Origin of the sequence: Pseudonocardia sp. T1-2H, assembly GCF_038039215.1 — a bacterium.
Taxonomy (GTDB): domain Bacteria; phylum Actinomycetota; class Actinomycetes; order Mycobacteriales; family Pseudonocardiaceae; genus Pseudonocardia.
Window position 1 is genome coordinate 3,349,120 of the sequence record NZ_JBBPCL010000001.1, and the last position, 14,081, is coordinate 3,363,200.

Annotated in this window: 11 protein-coding genes and 1 pseudogene; 1 reads left to right on the top strand and 11 read right to left on the bottom strand. The window is 73.0% G+C overall.

The features are described 5' to 3' along the window. Positions 1-13 precede the first annotated feature (13 nt). Positions 14-1,152: pseudogene (gene metK, locus WBK50_RS16555) on the bottom strand (methionine adenosyltransferase). 357 nt (positions 1,153-1,509) lie between these two features. On the opposite strand from metK, the gene WBK50_RS16560 reads away from it, so the two are divergent. Continuing rightward, on the top strand, positions 1,510-2,004 hold the full coding sequence (locus tag WBK50_RS16560; protein WP_341336477.1) for an SH3 domain-containing protein: 495 nt from the start codon (positions 1,510-1,512) through the stop codon (positions 2,002-2,004). 131 nt (positions 2,005-2,135) lie between these two features. On the opposite strand, the gene coaBC is transcribed toward WBK50_RS16560, so the two are convergent. The 10 genes from coaBC to pyrR all read right to left on the bottom strand — a co-directional run bounded on the left by coaBC (position 2,136) and on the right by pyrR (position 13,718). Continuing rightward, positions 2,136-3,353: a bifunctional phosphopantothenoylcysteine decarboxylase/phosphopantothenate--cysteine ligase CoaBC gene (coaBC, locus tag WBK50_RS16565; RefSeq protein WP_341336478.1), complete on the bottom strand. Its 1,218-nt coding sequence runs from the start codon at positions 3,351-3,353 to the stop codon at positions 2,136-2,138. A 5-nt stretch (positions 3,354-3,358) separates the two neighbouring features. Continuing rightward, positions 3,359-3,634: a DNA-directed RNA polymerase subunit omega gene (rpoZ, locus tag WBK50_RS16570; RefSeq protein WP_297503058.1), complete on the bottom strand. Its 276-nt coding sequence runs from the start codon at positions 3,632-3,634 to the stop codon at positions 3,359-3,361. Positions 3,635-3,756: 122 nt separating this feature from the next. Further along, the gene (gene gmk, locus WBK50_RS16575; protein WP_341336479.1) at positions 3,757-4,341 is read right to left on the bottom strand and encodes a guanylate kinase; all 585 of its coding nucleotides are present in this window, start codon (positions 4,339-4,341) and stop codon (positions 3,757-3,759) included. 48 nt (positions 4,342-4,389) lie between these two features. Beyond that, on the bottom strand, positions 4,390-4,704 hold the full coding sequence (gene mihF, locus WBK50_RS16580) for an integration host factor, actinobacterial type (protein ID WP_341339412.1): 315 nt from the start codon (positions 4,702-4,704) through the stop codon (positions 4,390-4,392). Positions 4,705-5,345: 641 nt separating this feature from the next. Next, positions 5,346-6,116, bottom strand: coding sequence for an orotidine-5'-phosphate decarboxylase (gene pyrF / locus WBK50_RS16585; RefSeq protein ID WP_341339413.1), 771 nt, complete (start codon positions 6,114-6,116; stop codon positions 5,346-5,348). A 58-nt stretch (positions 6,117-6,174) separates the two neighbouring features. Continuing rightward, on the bottom strand, positions 6,175-9,549 hold the full coding sequence (gene carB, locus WBK50_RS16590; RefSeq protein WP_341336480.1) for a carbamoyl-phosphate synthase large subunit: 3,375 nt from the start codon (positions 9,547-9,549) through the stop codon (positions 6,175-6,177). Then, positions 9,549-10,835 carry a glutamine-hydrolyzing carbamoyl-phosphate synthase small subunit gene (gene carA / locus WBK50_RS16595; RefSeq protein WP_341336481.1) on the bottom strand — a complete coding sequence of 429 codons (1,287 nt, stop codon included), beginning with the start codon at positions 10,833-10,835 and terminating at the stop codon, positions 9,549-9,551. The genes carB and carA overlap by 1 nt, the downstream gene beginning before the upstream one ends. Further along, a complete protein-coding gene (locus WBK50_RS16600) occupies positions 10,832-12,136 on the bottom strand; it encodes a dihydroorotase (RefSeq protein ID WP_341336482.1) in 1,305 nt (434 codons plus the stop codon). Before WBK50_RS16600 ends, carA begins: the two co-directional genes overlap by 4 nt. Then, positions 12,133-13,077, bottom strand: coding sequence for an aspartate carbamoyltransferase catalytic subunit (locus WBK50_RS16605; RefSeq protein WP_341336483.1), 945 nt, complete (start codon positions 13,075-13,077; stop codon positions 12,133-12,135). The genes WBK50_RS16600 and WBK50_RS16605 overlap by 4 nt, the downstream gene beginning before the upstream one ends. Beyond that, entirely contained in the window at positions 13,074-13,718 is a 645-nt protein-coding gene (gene pyrR, locus WBK50_RS16610; RefSeq protein ID WP_341336484.1) for a bifunctional pyr operon transcriptional regulator/uracil phosphoribosyltransferase PyrR, read from the bottom strand. Before pyrR ends, WBK50_RS16605 begins: the two co-directional genes overlap by 4 nt. Positions 13,719-14,081: the final 363 nt, after the last annotated feature.

Consider the following 14,081-nt stretch of genomic DNA (forward strand, 5'->3'; position numbering starts at 1 on the left):
TCGAGGGCAGGGGTCAGGCGCCGGCGGCGGACTTCAGGTCGGCGGCGCGGGAGGTGTCCTCCCACGGCAGCGTGATGTCCCGGCGGCCGAAGTGGCCGTAGGCCGCCGTCGGCGCGTAGATCGGGCGCAGCAGGTCCAGGTCCCGGATGATCGCGGCCGGGCGCAGGTCGAAGACCTCGGTGATCGCGGTCTGGATCTTGGCCGGGTCCACGTGCTCGGTGCCGAAGGTCTCGACGAACAGGCCGACCGGGGCCGCCTTGCCGATCGCGTACGCGACCTGGACCTCGATGCGCTCGGCCAGGCCCGCCGCGACCGCGGTCTTGGCGACCCACCGCATCGCGTAGGCGGCGGAGCGGTCGACCTTCGACGGGTCCTTGCCCGAGAACGCGCCCCGCCGTGCCGGGCGAAGCCGCCGTAGGTGTCGACGATGATCTTGCGGCCGGTGAGGCCGGCGTCGCCCATCGGGCCGCCGACGACGAAGCGGCCGGTCGGGTTGACCAGCAGGCGCATGTCCGAGGTGTCGATGCCCAGGTCGGCGACCTCGGGCTTCACGACCATCTCGAGCAGGTCCGGGGACAGCATGCCGTCCAGGTCCACGTCCGCCGCGTGCTGCGACGACACCACGACGGTGTCCAGGCGGACCGCCTTGTCCCCGTCGTACTCGATGGTGACCTGGGTCTTGCCGTCCGGGCGCAGGTACGGCAGCACGCCGGTCTTGCGGACCTCGGTGAGCCGGCGGGCGAGCCGGTGCGCGAGCGCGATCGGCAGCGGCATCAGCTCGTCGGTGTCCGTGTTCGCGTAGCCGAACATCAGGCCCTGGTCGCCGGCACCCTGGCGGGCGATCTCGTCCTCGCTGAGCTCGACGCGGCTCTCGTAGGCGGTGTCCACGCCCTGCGCGATGTCCGCGGACTGCGCCCCGATCGCGACGTTCACACCGCAGGAGTTGCCGTCGAAGCCCTTGGCCGACGAGTCGTAGCCGATCTCGAGGATCTTCTCCCGCACCAGGGTGGGGATGTCCGCGTACGCGGACGTCGTCACCTCACCGGCGACGTGGACCTGACCGGTGGTGACCATGGTCTCCACCGCGACCCGGCTCCGGGGGTCCTGCGCCAGCAGGGCGTCCAGCACGGAGTCGCTGATGGCGTCGCACATCTTGTCCGGGTGACCCTCGGTCACCGACTCGCTGGTGAACAACCGCCGACCCACGTTCGACACGCAGTGCTCCGTCCGCTCTCGGATCCCCACGGCCGCTCGGCGCGAGAGGACGTCCCGGGTGATCGCTGACCCGTGAGACTAGTCGACCGGCGCGCTCAGCACCCTGGCGCGGTGGCGCCGGGCCGGGTTTTCACGCTGCGTGACGAACGGGAGCGACGCGCCACTATCCGTCACCGTTTCGGCTGACATTCGCCGAGATTGCGAATCGGTCACGGAACGACTCGTTGGGCCCCATGACGTCCCGCTCACCGCGAGGACCGAAGAGAGCCACGTTCCCCACGGAGGTAGCACCCCATGACGACGTTGCAACGACCTGGCCGCGCGGCCGCGGTGGTCGGCGGGATGGTCGCGGCCGGCGCGGCCACGATGATGGTCCTGCTGTCCGGCACGGCCTCGGCCGCCACCGCCGGTACCTGCACCGACAACGTGAACGTCCGCTCCGAGCCGAGCGCCACCTCCGAGATCGTGGCGGTCTGCGACCGCGGCACGACGGTGCAGATGGGCCAGACCAAGGACGGGTTCGTCAAGCTGGAGAACCTCGACGGCTGGGCGTCCGCGGAGTACGTCAAGGCCAACGCGGACGAGGGCACGACCTCGTCCGGCACGGACCGGCGCACGCCGTCCACCACCACGAAGCCCGCCCCGGCCACCGCCGGGAACGAGGACACGGCCGAGCCCGCGACGACCACGGCGAAGCCGAGCAACACCGCCGGGGACGGGTCCGACGCCCCGGCCGCCGAGGACGGCACCCCGACCGAGGAGCCGCAGCCGCGCGGTCTGCTGGGCTGACGGCGCGCACACAGGACGCCCCGTGGGGCGCGGACCGCTCCGGGTTCCCCGAGACCCGTCGAGCGCCGGTCCCACGGAGTGAGGAAAGAAGCGAGGGGGACGTGCTACCCGGCACGTCCCCCTCGTGTTTCCTAGAGCCGCTCGGCGACGGCGTCCCAGACGCGGGAGGCGAGCAGCGCCTTGGATCCGTTCGCCAGCTCCGTCTCGCCGCCGTCCGCGCCGAGCAGCCAGCCCGCGTTGTCCGGGACCTCGAAGGCCCTGCCCTCCCCGACCGCGTTGACGACGAGCAGGTCGCAGCCCTTGCGGGCGAGCTTCTGCCGGCCGAACTCCAGGGCGTCCGTGTGCTCGTCGCCCGTCTCCGCGGCGAACCCGACGACGAGCCGGCCGGGTTTCCGCGCCCCGACGAGCTCGACGAGGATGTCCGGGTTCGTGGTGAGCCGCACGGGCTCGGGCTCGTTCCCGCTCTTCTTGATCTTGTGGGCGGCCAGCGACACCGGGCGGAAGTCCGCCACGGCGGCCGCCATCACCACGGCGTCCGCGTCCGCGACGGCGGTGTGCATGGCGTCCCGCATCTCCAGGGCGGACCCGACCCTCACCACGTCCACGGCGGCGGGGTCCGCCAGGTCCGCGGTGTGCCCGGCGACGAGCGTCACCCGCGCCCCGCGCTGCGCGGCGACCCGGGCGAGCGCGTACCCCTGCCTGCCCGACGACCGGTTGCCGAGGTAGCGGACGGGGTCCAGCGGCTCCCGGGTCCCGCCCGCGGAGACGACGACCCGGCGTCCCTCGAGGTCCCGGGGCAGCGCGTCGGGGCGTTCGAGCAGGAGCCGGGCGAACTCCGCGATCTCCGCGGGGTCCGGCAGGCGGCCGGGACCGGTGTCCTTGCCGGTGAGCCGTCCGGAGGCGGGTTCGAGCACGACGACGCCGCGGGAGCGCAGCAGCGCCACGTTGTCCCGGGTGGCGGGGTGCTCCCACATCTCGGTGTGCATCGCCGGGGCGAAGAGCACCGGGCACCGCGCGGTGAGCAGCGAGCCGGTGAGCAGGTCGTCCGCCCGGCCCTGGACCGCGCGGGCCAGGAGGTCCGCGGTGGCCGGGGCGACGACGACGAGGTCCGCCTCCTGGCCGAGCTTCACGTGCTGGACCGACGGGACGTCGCTGAACACGCCGACGTTCACCGGCTGCCCGGACAGCGCCTCGAAGGTCGCGGCCCCGACGAAGTTGAGCGCGGAGGCCGTCGGCAGGACCCGGACCGAATGCCCGGTCTCGGTGAGCCTGCGCAACAGCTCCGCGCTCTTGTAGGCCGCGATCCCGCCGGCCACTCCCAGCAGGACCTTGGGCCCGGCTGCGTTCATGGGGACTACTGCTCGCCCTCGGTGTGCTCCAGCAGGCCCGCCTGGATCTCGCGCATGGCGATCGAGAGGGGCTTCTCCCGCGGGCCCGGCTCGACCAGCGGCCCGACGTACTCGAGCAGGCCCTCGCCGAGCTGCGAGTAGTAGTCGTTGATCTGCCGTGCGCGCTTGGCGGCGTAGATCACCAGCGCGTACTTGGAACTGACCTTGTCCAGCAGGTCGTCGATGGGCGGGTTGGTGATGCCCTCGGGAATCGATCCGGCGACCGCGCCGGTCAGCGGCATGCTCACTATGGGTACTCCAGTACAGGGTTCGGGGTCCCGCAGTTCGTCGGTGCGGCTCCGGGCCGGCCAGTACTTCAGGGAGTACCAGGGACTTCAGGGCGTACCAGGTACTCCAGGACGTACTACGCGCCGGCGGTCACGCCGCGGTCGACACTGCGATCCACCAGCAACTCTACCAACCGCTCGACGGCGGCGTTCACCTCGTCGTTGACCACCGCCACGTCGAACTCGTCGCGGGCCGCCATCTCCTCGACGGCCGTGCGCAGCCGGCGTTCGCGCTGCTCGACCGACTCGGTGCCCCGGTTCGTGAGCCGGCGGACCAGCTCCTCGAACGACGGGGGCTCCAGGAACACGGTGGTCGACTCCGGCATGACGCGCTTGACCTCGCGCGCGCCCTGCAGGTCCACCTCCACGAGCACCGGCCGCCCGAGGGCCAGGGCGTGCTCCACCGGTTCCCGCGGGGTGCCGGACCGCTGCAGGCCGCCGTGCACCTCCGCCCACTCCAGCAGCTCGCCGCGCCCGATCAGCGCGTCGAACTCCGCCGGGGTGACGAAGTGATAGTCCCTGCCCTCGACCTCGCCCGCGCGCGGGGCACGGGTGGTGGCCGAGACGCTGAAGTGGAAGCTCGGGCAGCACCTCGCGGAGCCGCTCGACCACCTTGCTCTTGCCCACCCCGGACGGGCCGGCCAGCACGAGCAGCCGGCCACGGCCGGGATGGCGCGGGGCCGGGGTCGTCCCCCGGCCGCCGCTCATCGTCACGCCTCGAAGTCGGCGAGCAGAGCCTTGCGCTGCCGCTCACCGAGGCCGCGAAGACGCCGGCTCGGGGCGATCTCCAGGCGCTCCATGATCTGGGCGGCGCGAACCTTGCCGACGCCCGGCATGGCCTCGAGCAGCGCCGAGACCTTCATCTTGCCCAGGACCTCGTCGGTGTCCGACTGCTTCAGCACCTCGCCGATCGTCGTACCACCACGCTTGAGCCGGTCCTTCAGCTCTGCCCGGGCCCGGCGGGCAGCCGCGGCCTTCTCCAACGCGGCAGCACGCTGTTCCTCGGTCAGCTGGGGAAGGGCCACGGTCTCCTCCGTCTTTCTTTTCTTGCGTTCCGGCAGCGCGCGCAACGTGTGCGAACGCCGTCCCGCGGGCTTGCCCGCGGGGTCGGAAGCGAACGTACCCACGACCGGGTAGGGCATGCCAACGGGGGTACCACCTGTGGGTTTGATGCCACGGGCCCTCAACGCGCCACCCGTCCGGGCGATATCACGGACGACCGTGCGAATGCGTGACCGAACCGCCCGTTCGGCGACGAGTCCGGGCCTGTCGCCCCAATCCTCGCGGGCCCGGTCTCCGGCGCGCGGCCGATCGGCGACGGGTGAACGGCCGGTGACGCTCCGCGGTCGGGCCGGCGACGCGACCGAGATCACGGCGGATTTCCCGGCCGCCGGCCTCATGCCGCAGGTGCGTCGTGGCGAGGCGTGAGAGCCCGCAGCCGCGCGTGCGTCAGGTCTTCCTCGTGGATGTAGGCGGCCGCGCCGCGGTCCGTGGCCCGAGGCGCCCCCACGGCCGTGCCGTTCATCGCGCCGGGCCCGGCGCGGGCGACCGGCGTCGCCGCCGGCCGATCCCGACGCCAGGGTGCCACCACCCCCACCGTTCCGGGTGGGCGTTCGCCGGCCCGGCGTGACGCTGGACGGCCCGACAGCTTCCGCCGGTGGAGGGCTCAGCGGGCGGCGGAGAAGGCCTGGTCCAGGTCGTCGCGGGTCGCGGCCGCGGCCGCCCGGATCGCCGAGGGCTGCGGGCCCGCCTTCAGCAGCGAGCGCGAGGCCGCGGGCAGGACGAGCCCGGAGACGCCCGCGAAACACCGCGCGACGTCCTCCGCGGTGGCACCCTGGGCGCCGAGCCCCGGGGCCAGCACGGCGCCGTTCAGGGCCTGCAGGGACAACCCGTGGTCCGCCGTCGCGCCGACCACCACGCCGACGTCGCCGAGCGGCTCGGCCCCGGCGTTGCGGGCCGACGCACCGTCGACCACGGCCTGGGCCACCGAGCGCTCCGCGAGGGTCGCCTGCTGGACCTCCGCGCCCTCGGGGTTCGAGGTACGGGCGAGGACGAACACGCCGCGTCCGGCTTCCCGGGCCCGGCGCAGCGCCGGGTCCAGGGAGCCGAAGCCGAGGTACGGCGACAGCGTCACCGCGTCCGCGCCGAGCGGCGCGCCGATGCCCAGGTACGCGTCCGCGTAGCCGTCCATCGTCGAGCCGATGTCCCCGCGCTTGACGTCCAGCAGGCTCAGCGTGCGGGTTCCGGCCAGGTCCGCGAGCAGCCGCTCCAGGACCGCGATCCCCCGCGAGCCGTGCCGTTCGAAGAACGCCGACTGCGGCTTCACGATCGCGACGTGCCCGGCGAACGCCTCGACGCAGGCGTCGGCGAAGCGGGCGAGCCCGTCCGCGTCGTCGGTGAGCCCCCAGTCGGCCAGCAGCCCGGGGTGCGGGTCGATCCCCGCGCAGAGGGGCCGAGCTCCCGGACGGCGGTGGCCAGCCGGGCCCCGAAGGAACTCACGGCCGGGCCTTCCCGCCCACCGGGGCCGTCCGGCTCTTCTCGCCCACCGGCGACGTCCGGCTCTTCTCGCCCACCGGCGCCGTCCGGCTCTTCTGCAGCGCCGCGTGGGCGTCCTGCAGCGACCGGACCCCGATCGAGCCCTTGATCATCGCCTCGATGCCCTGCACGGCCGCGGCCGCGCCCTGCACCGTCGTGATGCACGGGACACCGCGGGACACCGCGGCGGCGCGGATCTCGTAGCCGTCCACGCGCGGGCCGGAGTTGCCGTACGGGGTGTTCACGATGACGTCGACGTCGCCCGCGAGGATCCGGTCCACGATCGTCGGGCCCTCGCCCTTCTCGCTGTGCTTGCGCACCACCGTCGTCGTGATCCCGTGCCGGCGCAGGACGTCCGCGGTGCCGGCGGTGGCCAGCACCTCGAAGCCGAGGTCCGCGAGCCGGCGCACGGGGAAGACCATGGCGCGCTTGTCCCGGTCCGCCATGGACACGAAGACGCGCCCCTCCTTCGGCAGCGAGCCGTAGGCGGCGGCCTGGGACTTGGCGAAGGCCGGGCCGAACGAGGCGTCGATGCCCATGACCTCGCCGGTGGACTTCATCTCCGGGCCGAGCAGCGGGTCCACGCCGAGGCCGCTCGCGGTACGGAACCGGTTGAACGGCAGCACCGCCTCCTTGACGGCGACGGGCGCGTCCGTCGGGAACTCCCCGCCGTCCCCGGAGGCGGGCAGCATGCCCTCCTCGCGGAGATCGGAGATGCTGGCGCCCAACATGATCCGGGCCGCGGCCTTGGCCAGCGGCACCGCCGTCGCCTTGGACACGAACGGCACGGTGCGCGACGCCCGGGGGTTCGCCTCGAGCACGTAGAGCGTCTCGCCGTGCAGGGCGTACTGGACGTTGAGCAGCCCGCGCACCCCGACCCCGTGCGCGATGGCCTCGGTGGACCGCCGCACCTCCTCGAGGACGCTGCGCCCCAGGGTGATCGGCGGCAGCGTGCAGGACGAGTCACCGGAGTGGACGCCCGCCTCCTCGATGTGCTCCATGACGCCGCCGATGTAGACCTCGGTGCCGTCGCACAGGGCGTCGACGTCGATCTCGATGGCGTCGTCGAGGAACCGGTCGACGAGCACCGGGCGCTCCTGGCTGATCGCGGTGGCCCGGGCGATGTAGCCGGCCAGCGTGGCGTCGTCGTAGACGATCTCCATGCCGCGGCCGCCGAGCACGTAGGACGGGCGGACGAGGACCGGGTAGCCGATCCGCGCGGCGATGTCCCGGGCCTGGTCGAAGGACGTGGCCATGCCGAACGCGGGGGCCGGCAGCTTGGCCCGGCGCAGCACCTCGCCGAACGCCCCGCGGTCCTCCGCGAGGTCGATCGCCGCCGCGCTCGTCCCGACGACCGGGACGCCGGCCGCGGTGAGCCGCTGCGCGAGCCCGAGCGGCGTCTGCCCGCCGAGCTGCACGATGACGCCCGCGACGGTGCCGGACTGCTGCTCCGCGTGCACGACCTCGATGACGTCCTCGAAGGTCAGCGGCTCGAAGTAGAGCCGGTCCGCCGTGTCGTAGTCGGTGGAGACCGTCTCCGGGTTGCAGTTGACCATGACGGTCTCGAAGCCGGCCTCGCGCAGCGCCATGACGGCATGGACGCAGGAGTAGTCGAACTCGATCCCCTGACCGATGCGGTTCGGCCCCGAACCGAGGATGAGCACCTTCGGCTTCTCGGTCTGCGGGGCGATCTCGGACTCCGCGGCGGGATCGGTCTCATAGGCGCTGTAGTGGTACGGCGTCCTCGCGGCGAACTCCGCGGCGCACGTGTCGACCGTCTTGTAGACCGGCCGGATCCCGAGCCGGTGCCGCAGCGCGCGGATGCCGTCCTCGCCGGCGAACTCCGAGCGGATCGCGGCCAGCTGCCGGTCCGACAGGCCCGCCCGCTTCGCCCTGCGCAGCAACGCCGCGTCGAGCACGGGGGCGGCCTCGATCTCGGCGCGCAGCTCGATCAGCGCCTGGATCTGGTCCAGGAACCACGGGTCGATCCCGGACTTCGCCGCGACGTCCTCGATCGACGCCCCGCCGCGCAGCGCCCGCTCGACAGCCAGGATGCGGCCGTCCGTCGGGGTCGCGACGTCCGGCTCGTCGGCCGGGTCCGGGGTCGTCCAGAAGCCCGCGGAGGTGGTCTCCATGGAGCGCAGCGCCTTGCCGAAGGCCTCGGAGAACGAGCGGCCCATCGCCATGGCCTCGCCGACGCTCTTCATCGTCGTCGTCAGCTCGGTGTCCGCGCCGGGGAACTTCTCGAACGCGAACCGCGGGATCTTGACGACGACGTAGTCCAGCGTCGGCTCGAAGGCCGCCGGGGTCTCGCCGGTGATGTCGTTGCGGATCTCGTCCAGGGTGTAGCCGATGGCGAGCTTCGCCGCGATCTTCGCGATCGGGAAGCCGGTGGCCTTCGACGCCAGCGCCGAGGACCGGGAGACGCGCGGGTTCATCTCGATCACGACGAGCCGCCCGGTCTCCGGGTGGATCGCGAACTGGATGTTGCAGCCGCCGGTCTCCACGCCGACCGCGCGGAGCACGGCGATGCCGACGTCCCGCATGTTCTGGTACTCGCGGTCCGTCAGCGTCATCGCCGGCGCGACGGTGATCGAGTCCCCGGTGTGCACGCCCATCGGGTCGAGGTTCTCGATGGAGCAGACGACCACGACGTTGTCGTGGTGGTCCCGCATCAGCTCGAGCTCGTACTCCTTCCAGCCGAGCACGGACTCCTCGATGAGCACCTCGGTGACCGGGGACGCGGCGAGGCCGGCGCCCGCGAGCCGCTCGAGGTCCTCCGGGGTGTGCGCCACGCCCGAGCCGAGCCCACCCATGGTGAACGACGGCCGGATGACGACCGGGAGCCCGAGCTCGCCGGCGGCGGCCCGGACCTCCTCCATGGAGTGGCACACCGCGCTGCGCGGCACGTCGCCGCCGAGGCCCAGCACGATCTCCTTGAACTTCAGCCGGTCCTCGCCGCGCTGGATGGCGTCGATGTCCGCGCCGATCAGCTCCACGCCGTAGCGCTCGAGCACCCCGTTCTCGTGCAGCGCGACCGCCGTGTTGAGCGCGGTCTGCCCGCCGAGGGTGGCCAGGATCGCGTCCGGCCGCTCCGCGGCGATGACCTGCTCGACGTACTCCGGCGTCACCGGCTCGACGTAGGTGGCGTCCGCGAACTCCGGGTCGGTCATGATCGTCGCCGGGTTGGAGTTCACCAGCGAGACGCGCAGGCCCTCGGCCCGCAGCACGCGGCAGGCCTGCGTGCCGGAGTAGTCGAACTCGGCGGCCTGGCCGATGACGATCGGCCCGGAGCCGATCACCATGACGTGCCGGATGTCCTCGCGGCGCGGCATCAGACGTTCTCCCCGGTGCTGTCGGTGCTGGTGGTCTCGGTGCGGGTGCCGGTGCCGGTGTCGGGGATGCTCGACGGGTTCGTGTCGGGCAGCTCGACCACCGCCTCGCCGAGCAGGCGGTGCCTGCCCCCGCCGTCGGGCTCCGGGTCGTGGGTGACCGGGTGGTCCGCCATGAGCGCGACGAAGCGGTCGAAGAGGTCCGCGGCGTCGTGCGGGCCCGCGGCGGCCTCGGGGTGGTACTGGACGCTGAACGCCGGGAACTCCAGGCCCGCCAGGCCCTCGACGCAGCCGTCGTTCGGGCAGGTGTGGCTGATCACGGCCCGGCCGTACGGGGTCGCGAACTCCTCCCCCGCCGTGCCCTCGACCGCGAAGCCGTGGTTCTGCGAGGTGATCGCGACCTTGCCGGTGGCGTGCTCGATCACCGGGACGTTGATGCCGCGGTGGCCGTAGCGGAGCTTGTAGGTGCCGCGGCCCAGCGCACGGCCGAGGATCTGGTTGCCGAAGCAGATGCCGAACAGCGGGATCCGCAGGTTCAGGATCTCCTGGGTCAGCGCGACCGGGACGTCCGCCGTCGCCGGGTCCCCGGGGCCGTTGGACAGGAACACGCCGTCGGGGCGCACCGCCAGGACGTCGCCCAGCGCGGAGTCCGCGGGCAGCACGTGCACCTCGATGCCGCGGGCCGCGAGCATCCGCGGGGTGTTGGACTTGATCCCGACGTCCAGCGCGGCGACGGTGAACCTCTTGTCCCCCACCGCCTCGACGACGTACGGCTGCCTCGTGGTGACGGCGCCGTAGAGGTCCGCGCCCTCCATGCCGGGGCTCTGCCGCACCTTCTCGACCAGCACGTCGTCCGCGGCCAGGGCCTGCCCGGAGAACACCCCGGCGCGCATCGCGCCGCGCTCACGCAGGTGGCGCACCAGCGCGCGGGTGTCGATCCCCGCGACGCCGACCACCCCGTTGTCGCGCAGTGCGTCCTCGAGTGAACCCGTTGCGCGCCAGTTGGAGGAGCGACGGGCGGGGTCCCGCACCGCGTACCCGGCGACCTGGATCCGGCCGGACTCGTCGTCCTCGTCGTTCCAGCCGGTGTTGCCGATCTGCGGCGCGGTCTGCACCACGATCTGGCGGTGGTACGAGGGGTCGGTCAGGGTCTCCTGGTATCCCGTCATGCCGGTGGTGAAGACGGCCTCGCCGAGGGTCTCCCCGGTCGCGCCGTACGCCTCGCCCCGGAAGATCCGCCCGTCCTCGAGGACGAGCACCGCCTCGTTGGTCACAGCGTCGCCAGTCACAGGGCAACCTTTCCGTCCCGGGCCGTGATCCGGCCACGGAGAATCGTCGCGACCACCGCACCGGGCAGTCGCATTCCTTCGTACGGCGTGTTCGCCGCCTTGCTCGCCAGCGCGGCGCCGCGGACCGTCCACTGCGCGTCCGGGTCCACCAGCGCGAACGTCGCGGGCTCGCCCACCGCGATCGGCCGGCCCTGGTCCGGCAGCGACCCGATCTCCGCGGGCCGCTCGGACAGCACCCGCGCGACGCCGTGCCAGTCCAGCAGGCCCGGCTCGACCATGGTGTGGACCAGGACCGAGAACGCGGTCTGCAGGCCCAGCATTCCCGGCTTGGCCGCGGCCCACTCGGTGTCCTTGTACTGCGACGCGTGCGGCGCGTGGTCCGTCGCGACGACGTCGATCACGCCCTCGGCCAGCGCCTCGCGCATCGCCTGGGTGTCCCCGGCCGTGCGCAGCGGCGGGTTGACCTTGTTGACCGGGTCGTAGCTGGTCAACCGGCCGTCGGTGAGCAGCAGGTGGTGCGGGGTGACCTCGGCGCTGACCCGCACGCCGGCCGCCTTCGCCGCCCGCAGCACCGCGATCGTGTGCGCCGACGAGACGTGGCAGACGTGCAGCGCGGCCCCGGCCTCGCGGGCCAGCGCGCAGTCCCGGGCGACCACGGTCTCCTCGGCGGTCGCGGGCCAGCCGGTCAGGCCCAGCCGGGACGCGACGGCGCCCTCGTGCGCCTGGGCGCCACCGGTCAGCCGGTGGTCCTCGGCGTGCTGCGCGACGACGACGTCCAGCGAGGACGCGTACTCCAACGCCCGCCGCATGATCAGCGGGTCGTTCACGCAGCGGCCGTCGTCGGAGAACATCCGGACCCGCGCGCGGGAGCGGGCCATCGTGCCGAGCTCGGCGAGCTTCTCGCCCTTCAGCCCGACGGTCACGGCGCCGACCGGGTGGACGTCGACGAGGCCGATCTCCTCGCCGCGCCGCCGGACGTGCTCCACGACGACCTCGGTGTCCGCCACCGGGTCCGTGTTCGGCATGGCGAAGACGGCGGTGAAACCACCCAGCGCGGCAGCGTGCGAACCGGTCTCGATGGTCTCGGACTCCTCGCCGCCCGGCTCGCGCAGGTGCACGTGCAGGTCGACGAAGCCGGGCAGCAGGACGTGCCCGCCGGCGTCGAGGGTCTCGGTGTCCTCGGGGGCGGTGAGCCCGGTGCCGATCTCGGTGACGACGCCGTCGGAGACCAGCAGGTCCGTCGCGTCCTCCCCGTACGGCCGGGCATTTCTGATCAACAGGTTGTCGGCGGTCTGGGTCATTCGGGGGCTCCGGCAAGCAGGTGGTAGAGGACGGCCATCCGCACGTGCACGCCGTTGCGCACCTGGGCGAGGACCGCGGAGGACGGCGAGTCCGCCACGGCGGGGGCGATCTCCATGCCGCGCACCATCGGCCCGGGGTGCAGCACGGGGGCGTTCTCCGGCAGCAGCGCCTGGCGCGCCTCGGAGAGCCCGTAGCCCACCGCGTACTCGCGGGCGGAGGGGAAGAAGCCGCCGTGCATGCGCTCGGCCTGCACGCGCAGCATCATCACGGCGTCCAGGGCGGACAGCTCGGCGTCGAGCTCGTGGGAGACCCGGCAGGGCCATTCACGCACGCCGACCGGCAGCAGCGTGGGCGGCGCGATCAGGACCACCTCGGCGCCCAGCGTGGCGAGCAGGAGCACGTTCGAGCGGGCGACCCGGCTGTGCAGGACGTCGCCGACGATCCCGATCCGCCGGCCCGCCACCGATCCGAGGCGCTCGCGCAGCGTCGCGGCGTCGAGCAGGGCCTGGGTGGGGTGCTCGTGGGTGCCGTCGCCCGCGTTGACGACCGACGTCGACGTCCCCGTCGTGCCGGCGTCCCGGTCCGCCCAGCCCGCGATGCGGTGCGCCGCACCGGAAGCCGGGTGCCGGACGATCACGCAGTCCGCACCCATCGAGGACAGGGTGAGGGAGGTGTCCCGCAGGGACTCGCCCTTGGAGACCGACGAGCCCTTGGCGCTGACGTTGATCGTGTCCGCGCTCATCCACTTGCCGGCGATCTCGAAGGAGACCCGGGTGCGGGTGGAGTCCTCGTAGAACAACGTGACGACCGTGCGCCCGCGCAGCGTGGGCAGCTTGCGGACCTCGCGGCCGAGCAGGGCCTGCTTGAGGCGGTCCGCGGTGTCCAGCAGGCCGGTGGCCGCGGCCGCATCGAGGTCGGCGACGGAGAGCAGGTGCCTCACGCCGGGTCGGCTCCTTCCGTGAATTCCATGTCCCCGGTGGCCGGGCGCTCCTCGCCGGGGGCCCGCGCGATCTCCACGGCGTCGCGTCCGTCGTGCTCGGCGAGCAGGACGTGGATCGCCTCGGCGCGGGCGGTGGGGACGTTCTTGCCGACGTAGTCCGCCCGGATGGGCAGCTCGCGGTGCCCGCGGTCGACCAGGACGGCGAGCTGGACCGCCCGCGGGCGGCCCTCGTCCCGCAGGGCGTCCAGCGCGGCGCGGGTGGTGCGGCCGGACATCAGGACGTCGTCGACGAGCACGACGAGCTTGTCGTCCACCCCGCCCTCGGGCACCGCGGTGTCCTCGAGCGCACGGGCGGGCCGGCGGCGCAGGTCGTCGCGGTAGAGGGTCGCGTCGACGGAGCCGACCGCGGGGGCGGCGCCGCTGAACTCGGTGATCGCCGCGGCGAGCCGACGAGCCAGGGTGGCGCCGCGGGTGGGGATGCCGAGCAGGACGAGGTCCTCGGCGTTCGACGGGCCGAAGGCCGTCTTCTCGATGATCTGGTGCGCGATCCGCGCGATGGTGCGGGTGACGTCCGCGGCGCTGAGCAGTTCCCGGACGGGAGGCTGCGCGCCCTCGGCGTCCCCGCGGCGGGCTGTCGCCACGAGGTGTGCTCCTTCCCCGCCTCACAGGACGGGCCTTAAAGGATGTGTCTGCCGTGTTTCCTCCCGCGACTCTAGCAAGGCGCCCGATCGGGCCCGGCCCCGGTGTGTGATCACGGGCCCGTCACGATCGGGCAACGTCCGTGCGTCGGTCTGCGGCGGCCCGGCGGGGCGTCGAGGCGATGATCACGCCTACGGTGCGGCGTCGGGACGACGTCCCGAGGCTGCGTCACACCCACGCGTACCCCGTTCGCCACAGCGTTGCCGCAGATAGTCGCGGTTCTCGGCGTAGCGCGTGATCCGTACCGCCGTCGAGGGACAAGGGCTCATCCTTCTGAGTGGAGTACGGCGTGTTGACCCCCGTAC